The organism is Inmirania thermothiophila (genome assembly GCF_003751635.1).
GTDB lineage: Bacteria > Pseudomonadota > Gammaproteobacteria > DSM-100275 > DSM-100275 > Inmirania > Inmirania thermothiophila.
This window is the reverse complement of the sequence record NZ_RJVI01000003.1, coordinates 270171-287771: the sequence shown is the minus strand read 5'-3', so window position 1 is coordinate 287771 and position 17601 is coordinate 270171. Positions and strand designations below refer to the sequence as shown.

20 protein-coding genes are annotated in these 17601 nt (G+C 75.7%); 10 read left to right on the top strand and 10 right to left on the bottom strand.

Features of this window, described 5'->3' with window-relative positions; translation table 11 throughout:
• Positions 1-17 precede the first annotated feature (17 nt).
• From EDC57_RS12095 to mgtE, 9 genes are all read left to right on the top strand, one after another.
• On the top strand, positions 18-1454 hold the full coding sequence (locus tag EDC57_RS12095) for an RNA polymerase factor sigma-54 (protein WP_123402147.1): 1437 nt from the start codon (positions 18-20) through the stop codon (positions 1452-1454).
• Between the two features lie 42 nt (positions 1455-1496).
• Positions 1497-1826, top strand: coding sequence for a ribosome hibernation-promoting factor, HPF/YfiA family (hpf, locus tag EDC57_RS12090; RefSeq protein WP_123402146.1), 330 nt, complete (start codon positions 1497-1499; stop codon positions 1824-1826).
• A 17-nt stretch (positions 1827-1843) separates the two neighbouring features.
• Positions 1844-2314: a PTS IIA-like nitrogen regulatory protein PtsN gene (gene ptsN, locus EDC57_RS12085; RefSeq protein WP_123402145.1), complete on the top strand. Its 471-nt coding sequence runs from the start codon at positions 1844-1846 to the stop codon at positions 2312-2314.
• A complete protein-coding gene (gene hprK, locus EDC57_RS12080; protein WP_123402144.1) occupies positions 2311-3255 on the top strand; it encodes an HPr(Ser) kinase/phosphatase in 945 nt (314 codons plus the stop codon). The genes ptsN and hprK overlap by 4 nt, the downstream gene beginning before the upstream one ends.
• Positions 3252-4115, top strand: a complete 864-nt coding sequence (gene rapZ, locus EDC57_RS12075; RefSeq protein WP_123402143.1) for an RNase adapter RapZ — start codon at positions 3252-3254, stop codon at positions 4113-4115. The genes hprK and rapZ overlap by 4 nt, the downstream gene beginning before the upstream one ends.
• Positions 4112-4525 (top strand): PTS sugar transporter subunit IIA domain-containing protein, encoded by a 414-nt coding sequence (locus tag EDC57_RS12070; protein WP_245995291.1) that lies wholly within the window; start codon positions 4112-4114, stop codon positions 4523-4525. Before rapZ ends, EDC57_RS12070 begins: the two co-directional genes overlap by 4 nt.
• A complete protein-coding gene (locus tag EDC57_RS12065; RefSeq protein WP_123402141.1) occupies positions 4525-4806 on the top strand; it encodes an HPr family phosphocarrier protein in 282 nt (93 codons plus the stop codon). The genes EDC57_RS12070 and EDC57_RS12065 overlap by 1 nt, the downstream gene beginning before the upstream one ends.
• 2 nt (positions 4807-4808) lie before the next feature.
• Positions 4809-6557 (top strand): phosphoenolpyruvate--protein phosphotransferase, encoded by a 1749-nt coding sequence (gene ptsP, locus EDC57_RS12060; RefSeq protein WP_123402140.1) that lies wholly within the window; start codon positions 4809-4811, stop codon positions 6555-6557.
• Between the two features lie 89 nt (positions 6558-6646).
• Complete coding sequence (gene mgtE, locus EDC57_RS12055) at positions 6647-8008, top strand: magnesium transporter (protein WP_123402139.1); 1362 nt, start codon at positions 6647-6649, stop codon at positions 8006-8008.
• Here the strand turns inward: mgtE and EDC57_RS12050 are convergent.
• A complete protein-coding gene (locus tag EDC57_RS12050) occupies positions 7996-8886 on the bottom strand; it encodes a DMT family transporter (RefSeq protein ID WP_123402138.1) in 891 nt (296 codons plus the stop codon). The genes mgtE and EDC57_RS12050 overlap by 13 nt on opposite strands.
• 33 nt (positions 8887-8919) lie before the next feature.
• On the opposite strand from EDC57_RS12050, the gene trxC reads away from it, so the two are divergent.
• Positions 8920-9366, top strand: coding sequence for a thioredoxin TrxC (trxC, locus tag EDC57_RS12045; RefSeq protein ID WP_123402137.1), 447 nt, complete (start codon positions 8920-8922; stop codon positions 9364-9366).
• A gap of 6 nt (positions 9367-9372) precedes the next feature.
• On the opposite strand, the gene EDC57_RS12040 is transcribed toward trxC, so the two are convergent.
• The 9 genes from EDC57_RS12040 to ndk are packed head-to-tail and all read right to left on the bottom strand — an operon-like array spanning position 9373 to position 17505.
• On the bottom strand, positions 9373-10014 hold the full coding sequence (locus EDC57_RS12040) for a MarC family protein (RefSeq protein WP_123402136.1): 642 nt from the start codon (positions 10012-10014) through the stop codon (positions 9373-9375).
• A 5-nt stretch (positions 10015-10019) separates the two neighbouring features.
• Entirely contained in the window at positions 10020-11147 is a 1128-nt protein-coding gene (bamB, locus tag EDC57_RS12035; protein WP_123402135.1) for an outer membrane protein assembly factor BamB, read from the bottom strand.
• Positions 11144-11776 carry a YfgM family protein gene (locus EDC57_RS12030; protein WP_123402134.1) on the bottom strand — a complete coding sequence of 211 codons (633 nt, stop codon included), beginning with the start codon at positions 11774-11776 and terminating at the stop codon, positions 11144-11146. Before EDC57_RS12030 ends, bamB begins: the two co-directional genes overlap by 4 nt.
• Complete coding sequence (gene hisS, locus EDC57_RS12025) at positions 11776-13059, bottom strand: histidine--tRNA ligase (protein WP_123402133.1); 1284 nt, start codon at positions 13057-13059, stop codon at positions 11776-11778. Before hisS ends, EDC57_RS12030 begins: the two co-directional genes overlap by 1 nt.
• Positions 13060-13110: 51 nt before the next feature.
• Positions 13111-14211: a flavodoxin-dependent (E)-4-hydroxy-3-methylbut-2-enyl-diphosphate synthase gene (gene ispG / locus EDC57_RS12020; RefSeq protein ID WP_425454800.1), complete on the bottom strand. Its 1101-nt coding sequence runs from the start codon at positions 14209-14211 to the stop codon at positions 13111-13113.
• A gap of 6 nt (positions 14212-14217) precedes the next feature.
• Positions 14218-15234 (bottom strand): helix-turn-helix domain-containing protein, encoded by a 1017-nt coding sequence (locus tag EDC57_RS12015; protein WP_123402132.1) that lies wholly within the window; start codon positions 15232-15234, stop codon positions 14218-14220.
• Positions 15231-15977, bottom strand: a complete 747-nt coding sequence (gene pilW / locus EDC57_RS12880; RefSeq protein WP_170165143.1) for a type IV pilus biogenesis/stability protein PilW — start codon at positions 15975-15977, stop codon at positions 15231-15233. Before pilW ends, EDC57_RS12015 begins: the two co-directional genes overlap by 4 nt.
• Positions 15974-17077, bottom strand: coding sequence for a dual-specificity RNA methyltransferase RlmN (gene rlmN / locus EDC57_RS12875; RefSeq protein WP_211332009.1), 1104 nt, complete (start codon positions 17075-17077; stop codon positions 15974-15976). Before rlmN ends, pilW begins: the two co-directional genes overlap by 4 nt.
• The gene (gene ndk, locus EDC57_RS12005; protein WP_123402131.1) at positions 17074-17505 is read right to left on the bottom strand and encodes a nucleoside-diphosphate kinase; all 432 of its coding nucleotides are present in this window, start codon (positions 17503-17505) and stop codon (positions 17074-17076) included. The genes rlmN and ndk overlap by 4 nt, the downstream gene beginning before the upstream one ends.
• Positions 17506-17601 lie beyond the last annotated feature (96 nt).

The following is a 17601-nucleotide window of genomic DNA, read 5'->3' as shown; positions in this document are numbered from 1 at the left end:
GCCGCCAGCGCCAGCCCATGAAACAGACCCTGCAGCTCCGCCTCGGGCAGCACCTGACCATGACGCCGCAGCTGCAGCAGGCGATCCGCCTGCTGCAGCTCTCGACCCTGGAGCTGCAGGCCGAGATCCAGCAGGCGCTGGAGTCCAACGTGATGCTGGAGCTCGAGGAGGAGGGCGAGCAGGAGACCGAGGCGGAGGTCGCCGCCGAGGCCGCGGCGGAGGAGGCCGGCGAGCGCGAGCTCGGCGGCGACGGCGGCGAGATCCCGGACGAGCTCCCCGTCGACAGCTCCTGGGAGGACGTCTACGACGGCGCCGTCCTCTACGGCGGCGGCGGCGGCGACGAGGACGAACGGGGCCTCGAGCCCGTGAGCCACGACGGCGAGTCCCTGCGCGACCACCTCACCTGGCAGCTCGAGCTCACCCCCTTCAGCGAGCGCGACCGCCTCCTCGCCACCCTCATCATCGACGCCATCGACGAGGACGGCTACCTCGGCGCCGGGCTCGAGGAGATCGTCGCCGCGGCGGGGCCGGAGGTCACCGTCGAGGAGGCCGAGGCGGTGCTCCACCGCATCCAGCACTTCGACCCGCCGGGGGTGGGGGCTCGCAGCCTCGCCGAGTGCCTGCGCATCCAGCTCCTCGAGCTGCCGGAGGAGACACCCTGGCGCGCCCAGGCCCTGCGCCTCGTGGACGGCCACCTCGAGACCCTCGCCGCCGGCCGCCACGCCGAGCTCGCCGAGGCCCTCGGCGTCGATCTCGAGGCGCTGCGGGAGGTGGTGGCCCTGGTGCGCTCGCTCAATCCGCGCCCCGGCAGCAGCCTCCCCGGGCCGCCGCCCGAGTACATCATCCCCGACGTCATCGTGCGCAAGGAGGAAGGGGTCTGGCGGGTCGAGCTCAACCCCGAAGCGACGCCGCGCGTCCGCATCAACCCCCGCTACGCCGCCCTGGTGGGCCGGGGCGGCGCCGACGGCACCTGCCTGCGCAGCCACCTGCAGGAGGCGCGCTGGCTGATCAAGAGCCTGCGCAGCCGCAACGAGACCCTGCTCAAGGTGGCCACCTGCATCGTCGAGCGCCAGCGCGGCTTCCTCGAGCACGGCGAGATCGCCATGAAGCCGCTGATCCTGCGCGACGTGGCCGAGGCCGTCGGGATCCACGAGTCCACCGTCTCCCGCGTCACCACCCGCAAGTACATGCACACCCCGCGCGGGATCTTCGAGTTCAAGTACTTCTTCTCGAGCCAGATCGCCACCGACGACGGCGGCGCCGCCTCGGCGACGGCGATCCGCGCCCTCATCCGCAAGCTGGTGGAGGCGGAGAACCCGGCCCGACCGCTGAGCGACGCCATGATCGCCCGCCTGCTGGGCGAGCAGGGGATCCGCGTCGCCCGCCGCACCGTGGCCAAGTACCGGGAGGCCATGGCCATCCCATCGTCGAGCGAGCGCAGGCGGCTCGTCTGAGCCCCTGCCGGGACCCAGGACCCGAGCCAAGAGGAGCCGAGCATGCAGATCAACGTCACCGGCCACCACGTGGAGGTCACCGAGGCGCTGCGCAACTACGTGCTGGAGAAGTTCGAGCGCCTCGAGCGCCACTTCGACCACGTCACCAACGTGCACGTGATCCTCAGCGTGGAGAAGACGCGGCAGAAGGCGGAGGCCACCGTCCACGTCTCCGGGGCGCAGCTCTTCGCCGAGGCGGTGGAGGAGGATCTCTACGCCGCCATCGACGTCCTCGCCGACCGCCTCGACCGGCAGATCCTCAAGCACAAGGAGAAGCTCAACGGCCGCGGCCGCGGCGGCGAGCACAAGCGCGAGGGCGCGGCGCAGGCCTGAGGGCGGAAGGAGGCAACGTGCGCATCGCCGACCTGCTGAGCCCGGACCGGGTCGCCTGGGGGGTCGAGGCGGCAAGCAAGAAGCGGGCCCTCGAGACCCTGAGCCACCTCCTCGCCGACGCCGGCGGGGAGCTCGACCCGGTGCGCATCTTCGAGACGCTGCTCGGGCGCGAGCGGCTCGGCAGCACCGGCCTCGGGCACGGGGTCGCGCTGCCCCACGGGCGGCTCGGTCACGGCGCCGCCGTGGGCGCCCTCCTCACCCTGCGTCAGGGCGTGGACTTCGACGCCCTCGACGAGCAGCCGGTGGACCTCCTCTTCGGCCTCGTGGTGCCGGAGGAGGCCACCGAGGAGCACCTGCAGATCCTCGCCGAGCTGGCGCGCATGTTCTCCGACGAGGCCTTCTGCGCGCGCCTGCGCGAGGCCGGGAGCAGCGAGGCCCTGCTGCGGCTGGTGCAGGGCTGGCCGGAGGCGGCGACCGGGGCGCCATGACCCGGCGGATCACGGCCGCCCAGGTGGTGGAGCTGCTGCGCGAGCCGCTGCGGCTGACCCACATCGCCGGAAGCGACGGGCGCGACCGCATCCTCGAGCCGGCGGGACCGTCCTACACCGCGATGGCGCTCGTCGGCTACCTCAATCCCATCCGCCCGCCGCGGGTGCCGGTCCTGGGCCTGCACGAGCTGGAGCGGCTGTGCGAGGCCCCGGGCGGACCCGCGGCCTTCCTCGCCGGCGCCCTCGGCCCCGAGACCGGCTTCGCCGTGGTCGCCGACGGCTGCCCCGCCCCGGCGGTGCTGGTGGAGGCGGCCGAGGCCGGCGGAACGCCGCTGTTCGGCTCGGAGCTGCCCAGCCCCGAGCTCATCAGCCGCCTCCAGTACCACCTCGCCACGCTGCTCGCCGAGCAGGTCACCCTCCACGGGGTCTTCCTCGAGGTCCTGGGCAGCGGCGTGCTGCTCACGGGCGAGGCCGGCGTCGGCAAGAGCGAGCTCGCCCTCGAGCTCATCAGCCGCGGCCACCGCCTGGTGGCCGACGACTGCCCGGTCTTCTCCCGCGTCGCCCCGGACCTGCTCACCGGACGCAGCCCGGAGCCGGGCGAGGGCTTCCTCGAGGTCCGCGGCCTCGGCATCCTCAACGTCCGCGCCATGTACGGGGCCGACGCCGTCAAGAGCGCCCGCTACCTGCGCCTGATCGTGCACCTGCAGCCCCTCGACGCGGTCGCCCCCGAGGCCATCGACCGCCTGCGCGGCAGCGTGCGCGAGCGCGAGATCCTCGGCGTGCGCATCCCCGAGGTCACCCTCTACGTCGCCCCCGGGCGCAACCTGGCGGTGCTGGTGGAGGCCGCCGTGCGCCAGCACCTGCTCGCCCGCCAGGGCTACGACGCCGCCGCCGACCTCGCCGCGCACCAGCAGCGGCTGCTGGAACGGGGGCCGCGGTGAGGCTGGTCATCGTCAGCGGGCTGAGCGGCTCGGGCAAGAGCACGGCGCTGCACACCCTCGAGGACCTCGGCTACTACTGCGTCGACAACCTGCCGCTGGTGCTCCTGCACGACTTCGCCACCGGGATCGAGGGCCACCGCCGCGGCCGCTACCCGGGGGCCGCCGCGGGCATCGACGCCCGCAACGTCGCCGCCGACCTGCGCCGCTTCCCGGAGATCCTCGCCGGGCTGCGCGATGCCGGCGTCGACACCGAGGTGGTCTTCCTCACCGCCGGCGACGAGGCCCTCGTGCGCCGCTTCGCCGAGACCCGCCGCCCCCACCCGCTGGCCGGCCCGCGCACGGGGCTGCGCGAGGCGATCCAGCGCGAGCGCCGGCTGCTCGCGCCGGTGAGCGAGGCCGCGGATCTCTTCCTCGACACCACGGGACTCAGCATCCACCAGCTCCGCGACCTGGTGCGCGAGCGCGTCGCCCGGCGCCCCCGCGGGCGGCTGTCGCTGCTGGTGCAGTCCTTCGCCTACCGCCAGGGCGTGCCCGCCGACGCCGACCTCGTCTTCGACGCCCGCTGCCTGCCCAACCCCCACTGGGTGCCCGAGCTTCGGCCGCTGACCGGCCGCGACGAGGCGGTGGCGCGCTTCCTCGACGAGCAGCCCGCCAGCGGTGCGCTCCTCGCCGACATCGAGGCCTTCCTCGGGCGCTGGATCCCCCGCTTCGAGGCCGACAACCGCCCCCACCTCGCGGTGGCGGTGGGCTGCACCGGGGGACGGCACCGCTCGGTCTACGTCGCCGAGCGGCTGGCGCAGCGCCTGCGCGCGCAAGGGCGGTGGCAGGTCCTCGTCCAGCACCGGGAGCTCAAGCGGTGACGGCGAGACCGCCGGTGGGGCTACTGCTCGTCACCCACGGGGCCGTGGGCGGGGCCCTCCTTGCGGCCGCGCGCGGCATCCTCGGCGAGACCCGCATGCCGCTGGAGGTGGTGGCGAGCGAGCCCGGCGGCCGCCCGGAGGCGCTCGCGGCGGCCATCGAGGCCGCGCTCGACCGCCTCGACCGCGGCGCCGGCGTGCTCGTCCTCACCGACCTCCACGGCGCCACCCCGGCCAACCTCGTCGCCCGCGCGGCGCGGGGCCGCCGCGTGCGCAGCGTCAGCGGGATCAACCTGCCGATGCTGCTGCGGGTGCTCAACTACGCCGATCGCGACCTCGCCGAGCTCGCCCGACGCGCCGCCGAGGGGGCCGCGGCCGGCATCGTCGCCAGCGAGCAGGGAGAGCCCGAGTGATGCCCGAGTGCGAGATCCGCCGCCGCATGGAGATCGTCAACCGCCTCGGACTGCACGCGCGCGCCGCCGCCAAGCTCGTCCAGACGGCCTCGCGCTTCGCCTCCGAGATCACCCTGCGCTGCAACGGCCGCGAGGCCAACGCCAAGAGCATCATGGGGGTGATGATGCTGGCCGCCGCCCAGGGGACGATGGTGGAGCTGGAGGCGCGCGGGCCGGACGCCGCCGCGGCCGCCGACGCCATCGAGACCCTGGTGCGCGAGCGCTTCGGGGAGGAGCGCTGAGGGTGGTGGTGGAGCTCGGGGGGATCGGCGTCGCCCGTGGGATCGCCATCGGGCCGGCCCACGTGGTGGAGGCCGCCGTCCTCGAGGCGGTGGAGTACTGCCTGCCCCGCTACCGCCTCGAGGCGGAGGTGGCGCGCTACCGGCGCGCGGTGGAGGCGGCGCGGGCCGAGCTGCGGGCGGTGCGCGAGCAGATCCCCCCCACGGCGGCGGCCGACATCCGCTCCTTCATCGACACCCATCTCCTGATGCTCGACGACGCCACCCTCACGACGACGCCGGAGCGGCTCATCCGCGAGCGGCGCGTCAACGCCGAGTGGGCGCTGAAGATGCAGCGCGACGCCCTGGTGCAGGTGTTTGAGGAGATGGACGACCCCTACCTGCGCACGCGCCGCGACGACGTCGACCACGTGGTGGGACGCATCCAGCGGCTGCTGGCCGAGGGCGGCGGCCCGGGCGGCAGGCGGCGGCCGCAGGGTCTGGACGGCCGCGTGGTGGTGGCCGAGGACCTCACCCCCGCCGACCTCGTCCTCATGCATCAGCAGGGCATCGCCGCCCTGGTCACCGAGCGCGGCGGCCCCCTCTCGCACACCGCGATCCTCGCCCGCAGCCTGCGCATCCCGGCGGTGGCCGGCGTGCGCGGCGCCCGCCGCCTGCTGCGGGAGGGCGAGACGCTGGTGGTGGACGGCGCCGCAGGCTGCGTGCTGGCCACCGAGGATGCGGCGGTGCTGCGCCACTACCGACGGCGCCAGCGCGAGGTGCGCCGCCGCGAGGGGCGCCTCCGGCGCCTACGCCGTCGCCCCGCCACCACCCGCGACGGCGAGCGCGTCGCGCTCATGGCCAACATCGAGCTGCCCGAGGACGTGGCCGCGGCGCGCGACGTCGGCGCCGAGGGCGTCGGCCTCTACCGCACCGAGTTCCTCTTCATGAACCGGCGCGACCTGCCGGACGAGGAGGAGCACTACGAGACCTATCGCCAGGTGCTGCGGGAGCTGCGCGGCCTGCCGCTCACCATCCGCACCCTCGACCTCGGTGCCGACAAGCAGGTGGACGGGCGCGGCGCCGGCGACGGGGCAGCGCCGCCCAACCCGGCCCTCGGCCTGCGCGCCGTCCGCCTCTGCCTGCGCGAGCCGGGGCTGTTCCTGCCCCAGGTGCGGGCGATCCTGCGCGTCGCCGCCGAGGGGCCGGTGCGCATGATGATCCCCATGCTCTCGAGCCCGCGCGAGCTCGCCCAGGTCCTGGCCCTGGTGGACGAGGCCCGCGCCGCCCTCGCGGCCGAGGGCGCCGCCTTCGACCCCCACCTGCCGGTGGGCGGCATGATCGAGGTCCCCGCCGCCGCCGTCGCCGCCGGCTTCTTCGCCCGCCGGCTCGACTTCCTCTCCATCGGCACCAACGACCTCATCCAGTACACGCTGGCCATCGACCGCGTCGACGACGCCGTGAGCCACCTCTACGACCCCCTCCACCCCGCGGTGCTGCGGCTCGTGCACCAGACCATCGCCGCCGGCCGGCGCGCCGGTGTCCCCGTCGCCCTCTGCGGCGAGATGGCGGGCGAGCCCCGCTACACCCGGCTGCTCCTCGGCCTCGGGCTGCGCGAGCTCAGCATGCACCCGACCACGCTGCTGGAGATCAAGGAGGTGGTGGCGGCCACCGAGGCCGCGGCCGCCGCCCGCATCGCCCGCCGCATCCTGCGCCTCGCCGATCCCGACGAGATCGCGGCCCTGCTCGGCGAGCTCAACGCCGACCTCTTCTGAGCCGCCGGCCGCGCCTGACCCCGCCCGGGGCCGCTGCTACACTGTGGCGCGGGCCGCAACGGCGCGGCCCCCCGATCAGGAAGGCGCCCATGGCCGAGCCGGCAGAGACCCGCACCCGCACCGCCGCCCACCTCGAGGCCCTCACCCAGGCCCTCGAGACCGGCACCCTGCGCCGCGTGGCGCGCATGCTCAACGCCCTGCCGCCGGCCGAGATCGCGCGCCTGCTCGAGTCGCTGCCGCCGCCGCAGCGTGCGGTGGTGTGGGAGCTGGTGGACGAGAGCTACGACGGCGACGTGCTCGCCGAGCTCAACGACGAGGTCCGCGCCACGCTCCTCGAGGACATGGAGGCCGAGGAGGTGGTGGCGGCGCTGGAGGGCCTCGATCCCGACGACCTCGCCGACATCCTCCAGGACCTGCCCGACACGGTGATCCGCCAGGTCCTGGCCTCCATGGACCAGGAGAACCGCCGGCGCCTCGAGGCGGTGCTGTCCTACCCCGAGGACACCGCCGGCGGGCTCATGAACACCGACACGGTGACGGTGCGCGCCGACGTCACCCTGGACGTGGTCCTGCGCTACCTGCGCATGCGCGGCGAGATCCCGGAGCTGACCGACAGCCTCTTCGTGGTGGACCGCAACGGCCGCTACCTGGGGGTGCTGCCGCTGACGGCGCTGCTGACGCGGGACCCGATCCTCACCGTCGCCGAGGTCATGGAGCGCGAGCCCGAGGGCATCCCCGCCACCACCCCCGCCACCGAGGTGGCGCAGCTCTTCCAGCACCGCGACCTGGTCTCGGCGGCGGTGGTGGACGAGCGCGGCCGGCTGCTCGGGCGCATCACCGTGGACGACGTGGTGGACGTCATCCGCGAGGAGGCCGACCAGGCCCTGCTGAGCATGGCCGGCCTCGACGAGGAGGATGACATGTTCGCCCCGGTGCCGGTGAGCTACCGCCGCCGCGCCCTCTGGCTCGGGGTCAACCTCGCCACCGCCTTCCTCGCCTCCTGGGTGGTGGGGCTGTTCCAGGACACCATCGACCAGGTGGTGGCGCTCGCGGTGCTGATGCCCATCGTCGCCAGCATGGGGGGCATCGCCGGCAGCCAGACCCTCACCCTCGCCATCCGCGGCATCGCCCTCGGCCAGGTGAGCAGCGCCAACGCCGCATGGCTCCTCACCAAGGAGCTCCTGGTGGGGCTGCTCAACGGCATGACCTGGGCGGTGGTGGTGGGGCTCATCGCCTGGTTCTGGTTCGACAACACGCAGATCGCCGCCGTCATCGCCGCGGCCATCATCATCAACCTCATCTGCGCCGCCTTCGCCGGCCTCACCATCCCCCTCGCCCTGCGCCGGATGGGCATCGACCCGGCGCTCGCCGGCAGCATGGCCCTGACCACCGTCACCGACGTGGTGGGCTTCTTCGCCTTCCTGGGGCTGGCCAGCCTCTACCTGGCCTGAGCCGGCGCCGCCACCGCCGTCACCACCCCGGCGAAGATGAGCGCCGCCCCGAGCCAGCCTGCGGCGCCGAAGCGCTCGCCCCACCAGAGCCACGCCACCAGCGCCGCCACCACCGGCTCGAGGGTCGCCACCAGGGCCGCCCGCGACGCCTCCAGCCGCCGCAGCCCCGCGTAATAGAGGCTGTAGGCGAGCCAGGTGGAGCCCACCGCGAGGAAGGCCACCGCGCCCCAGGCGCGCGCGCTCGGAGGGGCCGCCCCCACGAAGGGGGCGAGGCCCAGCGCCCCCGCCGGTAGCGCCCAGGCGAGCAGCACCGGGGTCGGGTGGTGGGCGAGCCAGCGCTTGCCGAGGATGTAGTAGAGGGCGTAGGCGAGGCCCGAGACGAGCCCCCAGAAGAGGGCCGGCAGGATCCGCGCCCCGCCCGTCAGACTGCCGCCGTCGGCGGCCACCCCCACGACACCCGCGAGGGTGAGCGCGAGCGCGGCGAGCTTGGCCGCCCCGAGCCCCTCGCCCAGCAGCCACCACGCCAGCAGCGCCACCCACGCCGGCGCGGTGTAGAGCAGCACCGACGCCAGGGCGGCGCCGCCGTCGCGCACCGCCAGCTGATAGGCGCCGTAGAAGACCGCCACCCCCACGACGCCGAAGGCGGCCAGGGGCGCGAGCTCCCCCGGCCGCACCGCCAGCACCCGGCGACCGCCCTGCAGCGCGAACAGCCCCCAGGCCAGCAGCGCCCGCCAGAACGCCACCTCCAGCGGCGCCATGCCCTCGGCGAAGGCGACGCGCGAGACCGGGCCGATGAGCCCCCAGAGGGCGGCAGCCGCCACCATCAGCGCATAGCCGCGCACGGCCGGTGACTTGAAAGCGCCTGCGGCGGTCACCATCTGAGGAAGCAGTCCGTCCTGGAGCCACGACCCATGAGCGATCCCCTCCACATCGTCTGCCCGCACTGCCAGGCCGTGAACCGGCTGCCGGCCGCGCGCCTCGAGGCCCGCCCCCGCTGCGGGCGCTGCCGCCAGCCGCTGTTCGGGGGCGAGCCCGTGAACCTCGACCCCAACGCCCTCGCCCGTCACGCCGAGCGCGGCGACCTGCCGCTGCTGGTGGACTTCTGGGCCCCGTGGTGCGGCCCGTGCCGGATCATGGCCCCGGCCTTCGCCCGCGCCGCCGCCCGCCTCGAGCCGCACATGCGCCTCGGCAAGCTCGACACCGAGCGCTACCCGGAGGAGGCGGCCCGCTTCGGCATCCGCGGCGTGCCCACCCTGGTGCTGCTGCACCGCGGGCGCGAGCTCGGCCGCGTCTCCGGGGCCATGAGCGCCGAGCAGATCGAGACCTGGGCGCGCGGAGCCCTGGGGCGGGCGGTCTGACCGGGCTCAGCCCCCGGCCAGCACCGGGAAGGTCTCGCGCAGCCCCCCCACCAGGATCTCCACCGCAATCGCCGCGAGCACCAGGCCCACCAGTCGGTTGGCGATGCTGATCCCGATGTGGCCGAGGCGGGCGCCGATGGGTGCGGCAAGGCGCAGGGTCGCCCACAGCAGCAGGGCCGCCAGCGCCACCGCCAGCAGTACCGCGGCCCGGTGACCGAGCCCCGCCTCGCGGTGGGCCTCGATGATCACGGCGCTGATGGCACCGGGTCCGGCGAGCAGCGGCACCCCGAGGGGCACCACCGCCACCTGCTCGCGCGCCCCCGCCTCGGCGATCTCCTCCGGCGTCTGCTGGACCTGGCTCGGGCGCGCGCGCAGCATCTCCAGCGCCATCATGAGGAGGATGATGCCGCCGCCGATGCGAAACGACGCCAGGCTCGCCCCCATCGCCCGCAGCACCGCCTCGCCGAAGACCGCCGAGAGCCCCAGCACCGCCAGCACCGTCGCCGCGGTGACCCCCGCCGTGCGCCGCCGCTGCGGTGCCGTCTGCCGCTCCGTGAGGGCGAGGAAGACGGGCACCGCGGCAAAGGGGTCCATGACCGCGAGCAGGGTGACCAGGAAGTGCCCGTAGTGGGCCAGCGCCTCCAGCACGGCGCTCAGCCCCCGCGCGGCGCCGCCAGCAGGGTCAGGCCCTCGGCGTGGCGCACCAGCAGCCCCGCCGTCGTCGCCACCAGGGCCAGCACCTGGCCCTCGCCCGCCCGCACCCGCCCCCGCAGGGCGCCGTCGGCCGGGTCGAGGGCGTGCACCCAGCCCTCGAGATCCCCCACCCACAGGAGGCCGGCATGCAGGACCGGGCCGCTCAGGCGCCGGTTGCGCAGCGCCTCCTGCCGCCACAGCGCCCGCCCGCCGGCCCGCTCCAGGGCCCACACCACGCCGTCGGCCGCACTCGCCACCACCGCCTCGCCGGCGACCGCGATCCCCGACCAGACCGAGAGGTCCCGCGCCCACAGAAGGACCCCGCCGCCAGCGGCGATGGCCCCGATCCTTCCCTGGTAGGCGGCGGCGTAGACCTGGCCGTCGGCCACCACCGGATCGGCGTCCACGTCCACCATGCGCGCCGGCTCCGTCGTCCCCCTGGGGGTCGCCAGCCGCACCACCCACAGCGGCGCCCCGTCGGCCACCCGGTGGGCGCTCACGCGCCCGTCGGCCCAGCCGGTGACCACCGCGCCGTCGCTGGGGACGGCGCGGGCCGTGCCCCGCAGCGACAGCGCCGGCACCGCCTGCTCCTGCACCCAGAGCCGGCGGCCGTCGGCGGCGTCGAGGGCGAGCAGCCGGCCCTCGGCGGTGCGCAGGAAGACCCGCCCGCCGGCCACCGTGGGCGGGGCCAGCACCTCCCCCTCCACCGTCACGCGCCAGCGCAGGCGACCGTCCTCGAGGGCGAAGGCCAGGACCTCGCCCTCGCCGCCGGCGGCCACGGCGAGGCCCTCGCCCACACCGACCCCGGCGGTGAGCCCGGTGCCCGCCGCCGCCCGCCAGTGCACGCGGCCGTCCTCGAGGCCCGCCGCCACCACCTCGCCCGCCGGCGCCATCGCGAGCACCCGGTCGCCGGCCACCGCGGGCCGCGGCCTGAGCCCCTCCACCGCCCCCGCGAGGGGCAGACGCCAGCGCGGCACGAGCGGCGCGACACCCTCGTCCGCGGGCAGCGGCGCCGGCGGATCCAGCACCTCGGCCCCGCCGCAGCCGGCGAGCAGGAGCGCCATCGCCAGCAGCGCCGCCCTCGTCATCCGGCGCCCGCCCCGAGCGCCTCGAGCTTCATGCGCAGCAGGCCGCGGTTGGCGGCGCCGGCGGCCAGGGCCTCGCGGTAGGCGGCCACCGCCTCCTCGCGCTCGCCCCGGGCCCGGGCGATGTCGCCGCGAAGCTCCGCCCGCGCCGCCTCGAAACCGCCCGCGACACCCCCGAGGAGGCGCGCCGCGCCCTCGGCGTCGCCGGCCGCAAGGCGCAGCCGCGCAAGGCGCAGCCGCGCCAGATCCCGCAGCGCCGGCCACGGCGCCTCGGCCTCGACCCGGCGCAGGGCGGCCTCGGCCCCCTCGGCATCCCCTGCATCGAGCCGCGCCCGCGCCTGGGCAAGCGCCGCCAGGGCGGCGTAGGCGGTGTCCTCGAAGCCGCCCTCGGCGAGCACGCGCACCTGCGCCTCCAGCGCCTGGGCGTCCCCCGCCCGCAGCGCCGCCAGGACCTGCTCGTAGGCGGCGGAGGCGGCCTCGGCGTGGGCCTGCGCCCGCGCCTGCCACCAGCGGTAGCCGAACAGCGCCCCGAGCCCCAGCGCCACCCCCACCACGACGGCGGCGCCGTTGTCGCGCAGCCACTTGCGCACCGCCTCGGCGCGCTCGTGGTCCGATACGTAACCGTCCACCATCAGCCTGCCTCCTCCCTCAGCAGCCGCGCCAGCTCCCCGGCCAGCGCCTCGCGCGCGAGGCTGCGCTGGGGCGCGTCGGCGCGCAGGTCCTTGAGCCCGACGCGGCCCTCGGCGAGCTCGCTCTCGCCCAGGATCACCGCCCAGCGCGCGCCGCTGCGGTCGGCCCGCCTGAGCTGCGCCTTGAACCCGCCCTCGCCGCAGTGCACCAGCAGCCGCAGCCCCGGCACCGCATCGCGCAGCGCCTCGGCGAGCAGGAGCGCCGCCGCGCGCGTGCCCTCGCCCACCGAGACCAGATAGGCGTGGGGTGCCTGCGGGTCCGGTCCCGCCCCCTCCCCCAGCAGCTCCACCAGCCGCTCGAGGCCGATGGCGAAGCCCACCCCGGGCGTCGGCTGCCCGCCGAGCTGCGCCACGAGCCCGTCGTAGCGGCCGCCGGCGCACACGGTCCCCTGCGCACCGAGCCGGTCGGTGATCCATTCGAAGACGGTGCGGGCGTAGTAGTCGAGGCCGCGCACGAGGTAGGGATTGACCTCGTAGCGCACGCCGGCCTCGTCCAGCAGCGCCCTGAGGCCCTCGAAGTGGGCCCGCGACTCGGGGCCGAGATGGTCCCACAGCCGCGGCGCCTCCGCCACCACCGCGCGCGTCTCCGGATCCTTGCTGTCGAGGATGCGCAGTGGGTTGGTGGCGAGGCGGCGGCGGCTGTCGGCGTCGAGCCGGTCCACGTGCCGCTCCAGGTAGGCCACGAGCCCGCGGCGGTAGGCGGCCCGCTCCTCGGCGGTGCCGAGGGAGTTGATCTCCAGCCGCAGCGCCCCCTCCACGCCGAGGGCGCGCCAGATGCGGGCCGAGAGCAGGATGAGCTCGGCGTCCACATCCGGGCCCGGGAGCCCGAACACCTCCACGCCCACCTGATGGAACTGCCGGTAGCGGCCCTTCTGGGGGCGCTCGTGCCGGAACATGGGGCCGCGGTACCAGAGCCGGTGGGCCTGGTTGCGCAGCAGCCCGTGCTCGATGCCCGCGCGCACACACCCCGCGGTCCCCTCCGGGCGCAGGCTGAGGCTTTCGCCGTTGCGGTCCCGGAAGGTGTACATCTCCTTCTCGACGATGTCGGTGACCTCGCCGATGGAGCGGGCGAAGAGCTCCGTGCGCTCCACCACCGGGGTGCGGATCTCCCGGTAGCCGTAGGCGGCCAACACCTCGGCGATGGCCGCCTCCACCCGCTGCCAGCGGCCGCACTCCTCGGGCAGGATGTCGTGCATCCCCCGCACGGCCTGGATCGTCGCGCTCAATCTCCCCCCTCCCTGCCTGCGCGGCAGTGACGATGCATCCAGGGACCGGGATCAGCCGCGGCGCGCGAGCCGCTCGCGCACCGCGCGCTCGACGGCATCCACGAGGGCCTCGTCGTCCACCTTGCCCGCCGGCCGCCCCTGCACGTAGAGCAGGTTGGGCTCGCCGCCGGTGACGCCCACCTCGGCGATGCGGGCCTCGCCGGGCCCGTTGACGACGCAGCCGATGACGGCGACGTCGATGGGCTCGCGCACGTCGGCCAGCCGCCGCTCCAGCTCGCGGGTCACGCCGATGACGTCGAAGCGCTGGCGCGAGCAGGTGGGGCAGGCGATGAGGTTGACCCCCCGCGCGCGAAGCCCCAGGCTCTTGAGGATCTCGTAGCCGACGCGGACCTCCTCGACCGGATCCGCCGCCAGCGACACCCGCAGGGTGTCGCCGATGCCCTCGGCGAGCAGCATCCCCAGCCCCACGGCCGACTTCACCGCGCCCGGCAGCAGCCCCCCCGCCTCGGTGATGCCGAGGTGCAGCGGCTGCTCGATGCGCCGCGCCAGCATGCGGTAGGCGGCCACGGTCATGGGCACGTCCGAGGCCTTGAGACTGACCTTGAAGTCCGGGAAGTCGTGGCGCTCGAGGATCGCCACGTGGCGCAGGGCCGACTCCACCAGGGCCTCGGCGGTGGGCTCGCCGTAGCGGGCGAGCAGCTCCTTCTCCAGGGAGCCCGCGTTGACGCCGATGCGGATCGGGATGCCGCGCTCGCGGGCGGCCGCGATCACCGCCCGCACCCGCTCCTCGCGGCCGATGTTGCCCGGGTTGATGCGCAGGCAGTCGGCGCCCAGCTCGGCCACGCGCAGGGCGATGCGGTAGTCGAAGTGGATGTCGGCCACCAGCGGCACCTCCACCTCCCGCCGGATGCGGCCGAAGGCCTCGGCCGCCTCCATGCTCGGCACGGAGATGCGGACGATGTCCGCCCCGGCGGCCTCCAGGGCCCGCACCTGGGCCACCGTCGCCGCGACGTCGCAGGTGTCGGTGTTGGTCATGCTCTGCACCGCCACCGGCGCATCGCCGCCGACGGTGACGCGGCCGACGCGGATGGGGCGCGAGCGACGGCGCACCGCCCCGAGCCCGCGCACCCAGCCCGCTTGCGCCGCCGCCACCACCGCTCAGCCCTCCGGCGTGGTCCAGCGCAGGACCCCGCTCGCCGGCGGCTGCGGCGGCGTCAGGGCCTGGCCGTTGAGCTCGAGGCGGACCGCACCCGCGTTGCCGAGGAGGACGCGGAACGGCGCCTCGCCCTGCACCCGGCGTACCGCCCCGTCCCGGAGGAGCTGGTAGACGAGCCGCTCGCCCCGCGCATCGCGGACCTCCACCCAGCTGTCGCCGCCGGCGACGGTCAGGGTCAGGACGTCGCCGGCGGGCTGCGCCGGCGGGGGCGGCTGCGCCGCGTCCTCGCCGGATGCGGCCTCCGCCCCACCGCCGGAGTCGGCCTCGGCCCCCGGCGCCGGGGTGCCCGCCGCCGCGGGCGCCGGCGGCCCGGCCCCGTCCACGGCGCGCCCCCCCGCATCCGCCACCGTCTCCGTCGCCGCCTCGCCCACCGGCGCCGGCGCGAGCTGCGCCGCGGCCGGCAAGGGCTCCTCCGCGGCCGGCGCAGACTCCGCCGCGGGCGGCGCCGGCTCCGCCGCCGGCACGGGCGCAGGCTGCGCTGCGGGCGGTGGCGGCACAGGCTCCGACGCCACCGGCGCCTGGGCCTGCACCGCGGGCGGCTCCTCCGCAGGCCCGCCGGCCGGACCCCGCCAGCCGAGCCAGACCAGGACCGCCGCGATCGCCGCCACCAGGGGCGTGCCCCAGACCAGCGCCACCCGCTCCAGCCGGGGACGCCCGGCGGTGCGCGGCCTCGGTGCGGCCGGCTCCGGCGGCTGCGGTGCCAGCGCCGCCAGCAGCTCGTCCTCGGGCAGCCCCAGCAGCCGGGCGTAGCTGCGCACGTAGCCCCGCGCGAACACCGGCCCCGGCAGCTCCTCGCAGCGCCCGGCCTCCAGCGCCTCCACGTAGCGGCGCGGCACCCGCAGGCGCTGGGCCGCCTCGTCCTCGGACCAGCCGAGGGCCCGCCGCGCCTCGCGCAGCCGTGCCCCGGCCGCCGCCGGCGCGGGCTCCGCCGCCTCCACTCGCTCGGGCGCCTCGCTCACGACCCTTCCTCCGCCGCCTCCAGGGCCCGGGCCTGGGGGCTGTCGGGGAACCGGCTCCTGAGCCGCGAAGCATAGCGGGCGGCGGCATCGCGGTCACCCAGGGCCTGCTCCACCTGCACCCCGAGCCACAGCGACTCGGCGCTCGGCGGCGCCACCTCGTGGTAGCGCTGCAGGTAGCCGCGGGCGCTCAGGGCCCGGCCGCGCTCGAGGCTCACCCCGACCATGGGCAGCAGGGCCGGGGCGAAGCGGGGATTGAGCTGCAGCGCCCGACGCAGGCGCGCCTCCGCCCCCGCGCGGTCGCCGCCCGCGAGCGCGCACAGCCCCGCGTTGGTCCATGCCACCCACGGCGCCCCGTAGCCCGGCGCCGACGCCGCCCGCTCGAACAGGCGCATCGCCTCCTCGCGCCCGCCGCGGGCGCAGAGGAAGCGGCCGAGGTTGTTGAGGGCGTTGGGGTCCTCGGGCGCCAGCTCCACCGCCCGCCGGTAGTGCCGGTCCGCCTCCGCCTCCCGCCCCATGCGCTCGTAGACGACCCCGAGGGCGGAGTGGGCGGTGGCGTTGCCCGGATCGGCGGCGATCGCGCGCTGCAGCCGATCGAGGGCCTGCTCGAGCTTGCCCTCGCGCAGATAGGCGATGCCGAGACCGGTGTAGGCGGCCGCGCTGCGGTCGTTCCCGCCCTCGCCCGGCGCCGGCCCCGCGGCGCAGCCCGCCAGGGCCAGCAGCACGAGCGCCGCCGCCGCCCTCACGCCGCCGCCTCCGGAAAGCGCCGGCGCACGCGGCTCCGCACCTGCCCCGCGAGCTGGCCGCAGGCGGCCTCGATGTCGTCGCCGCGCGGCCGCCGCGTGATCGCCGTCATGCCCGCCGCCAGCAGGACATCGCGGAAGCGGTCCACCGCGGCCTGCGCCGGGCGCCGGTAGGGGGCGCCCGGGAAGGGGTTGAAGGGGATGAGGTTGACCTTGGCCGGGATCCCGCGCAGCAGACGCACCAGGGCCTCGGCGTCGGCCACGGCGTCGTTGACGCCGGCAAGCAGCACGTACTCGAAGGTGACCCGCCGGCGCGGGTCGTCGGCCACGTACTCGGCGCAGGCGGCCAGCAGCTCCCGGATCGGGTACTTGCGGTTGAGGGGCACGAGGCGGTCGCGCAGGGCGTCGGTGGTGGCGTGGAGGGAGACGGCGAGGCTCACCGGCGCCGCCTCGCGCAGCCGCCGGATGCCGGGCACGACGCCGGCGGTGCTCACGGTGACGCGGCGGCGCGAGAGGCCGAAGCCGTGGTCGTCCACCAGCAGGCGCAGCGCCGGGATCACCGCCTCGAGGTTGAGCAGCGGCTCGCCCATGCCCATGAGGACGACGTTGGTGATGGGCCGGCGGCTGCGCTCGGCGATGGCGAAGCCGCCGAGGCGCTGCTGCGCCAGCCACACCTGGGCGACGATCTCGGCCGCGGTGAGGTTGCGCGAGAAGCCCTGGCGGGCGGTCATGCAGAAGCTGCAGTTGAGGACGCAGCCCACCTGCGAGGACACGCACAGGGTGCCCCGGTCCGGCTCGGGGATGAACACCGTCTCGACGGCGTTGCCGTCGGCGAGGCGCAGCAGCCACTTGCGCGTGCCGTCGGCGGAGACCCGCTCGGCCAGCACCTCGGGCAGGGTGAGCTCGGCCTCCTCCGCCAGCCGCGCCCGCAGCCCCTTGGACAGATCGGTCATGGCCGCGAAGTCGGTGACCCCGCGGCGATAGACCCAGCGGGCGAGCTGCACCGCGCGGAAGGCGGGCTCCCCGCGCTGCGCGAAGTAGGCCGCGAGCCCCCCGCGGTCGAGGCCGAGGAGGTTCGTGCGTCCGCCCCCTGCGGTCTTCAGCGCGTCCGCGGGCAAATCTCCTCCGGCTTGAAGAAGAAGGCGATCTCGCGCGCCGCGGTCTCGGGACCGTCGGAGCCGTGGACCGCGTTCTCCTCGATGCTCTCGGCGAAGTCGGCGCGGATCGTGCCCGGCGCCGCCTGACGGGGATCCGTGGCCCCCATGATCTCGCGGTTGCGCGCGATGGCGTCCTCGCCCTCCAGCACCTGCACCATCACCGGCCCCGAGGTCATGTAGGCCACCAGGTCCTTGAAGAAGGGGCGCTCGCGGTGGACCTCGTAGAAGCCCTCGGCCTGCTCCCGCGTCAGGTGCAGCATCTTGGCGGCGACGATGCGCAGGCCCGCCTCCTCGAAGCGGGTGTAGATCTTGCCGATGATGTTCTTCGCCACCGCGTCGGGCTTGATGATGGAGAGCGTGCGCTCAATGGCCATGGGACCCCCTTTTCCTGGAATCGGCCTAATCTAACACGAAAACCCGCGCCGGGACGCGGGCTTATGTGGACGTGCGCCGGCCGGCCGCCGGCTGCG

What these genes read in the sequence shown, in the direction of transcription:
- mgtE (WP_123402139.1), top strand. Translation starts at nt 6,647, where the DNA reads ATGGCCGAGCCGGCAGAGACCCGCACCCGCACCGCCGCCCACCTCGAG.
- trxC (WP_123402137.1), top strand. Translation starts at nt 8,920, where the DNA reads ATGAGCGATCCCCTCCACATCGTCTGCCCGCACTGCCAGGCCGTGAAC.
- EDC57_RS12050 (WP_123402138.1), bottom strand. Translation starts at nt 8,886, where the DNA reads ATGGTGACCGCCGCAGGCGCTTTCAAGTCACCGGCCGTGCGCGGCTAT.
- EDC57_RS12095 (WP_123402147.1), top strand. Translation starts at nt 18, where the DNA reads ATGAAACAGACCCTGCAGCTCCGCCTCGGGCAGCACCTGACCATGACG.
- hpf (WP_123402146.1), top strand. Translation starts at nt 1,497, where the DNA reads ATGCAGATCAACGTCACCGGCCACCACGTGGAGGTCACCGAGGCGCTG.
- ndk (WP_123402131.1), bottom strand. Translation starts at nt 17,505, where the DNA reads ATGGCCATTGAGCGCACGCTCTCCATCATCAAGCCCGACGCGGTGGCG.
- bamB (WP_123402135.1), bottom strand. Translation starts at nt 11,147, where the DNA reads ATGACGAGGGCGGCGCTGCTGGCGATGGCGCTCCTGCTCGCCGGCTGC.
- EDC57_RS12065 (WP_123402141.1), top strand. Translation starts at nt 4,525, where the DNA reads ATGCCCGAGTGCGAGATCCGCCGCCGCATGGAGATCGTCAACCGCCTC.
- hprK (WP_123402144.1), top strand. Translation starts at nt 2,311, where the DNA reads ATGACCCGGCGGATCACGGCCGCCCAGGTGGTGGAGCTGCTGCGCGAG.
- EDC57_RS12030 (WP_123402134.1), bottom strand. Translation starts at nt 11,776, where the DNA reads ATGGTGGACGGTTACGTATCGGACCACGAGCGCGCCGAGGCGGTGCGC.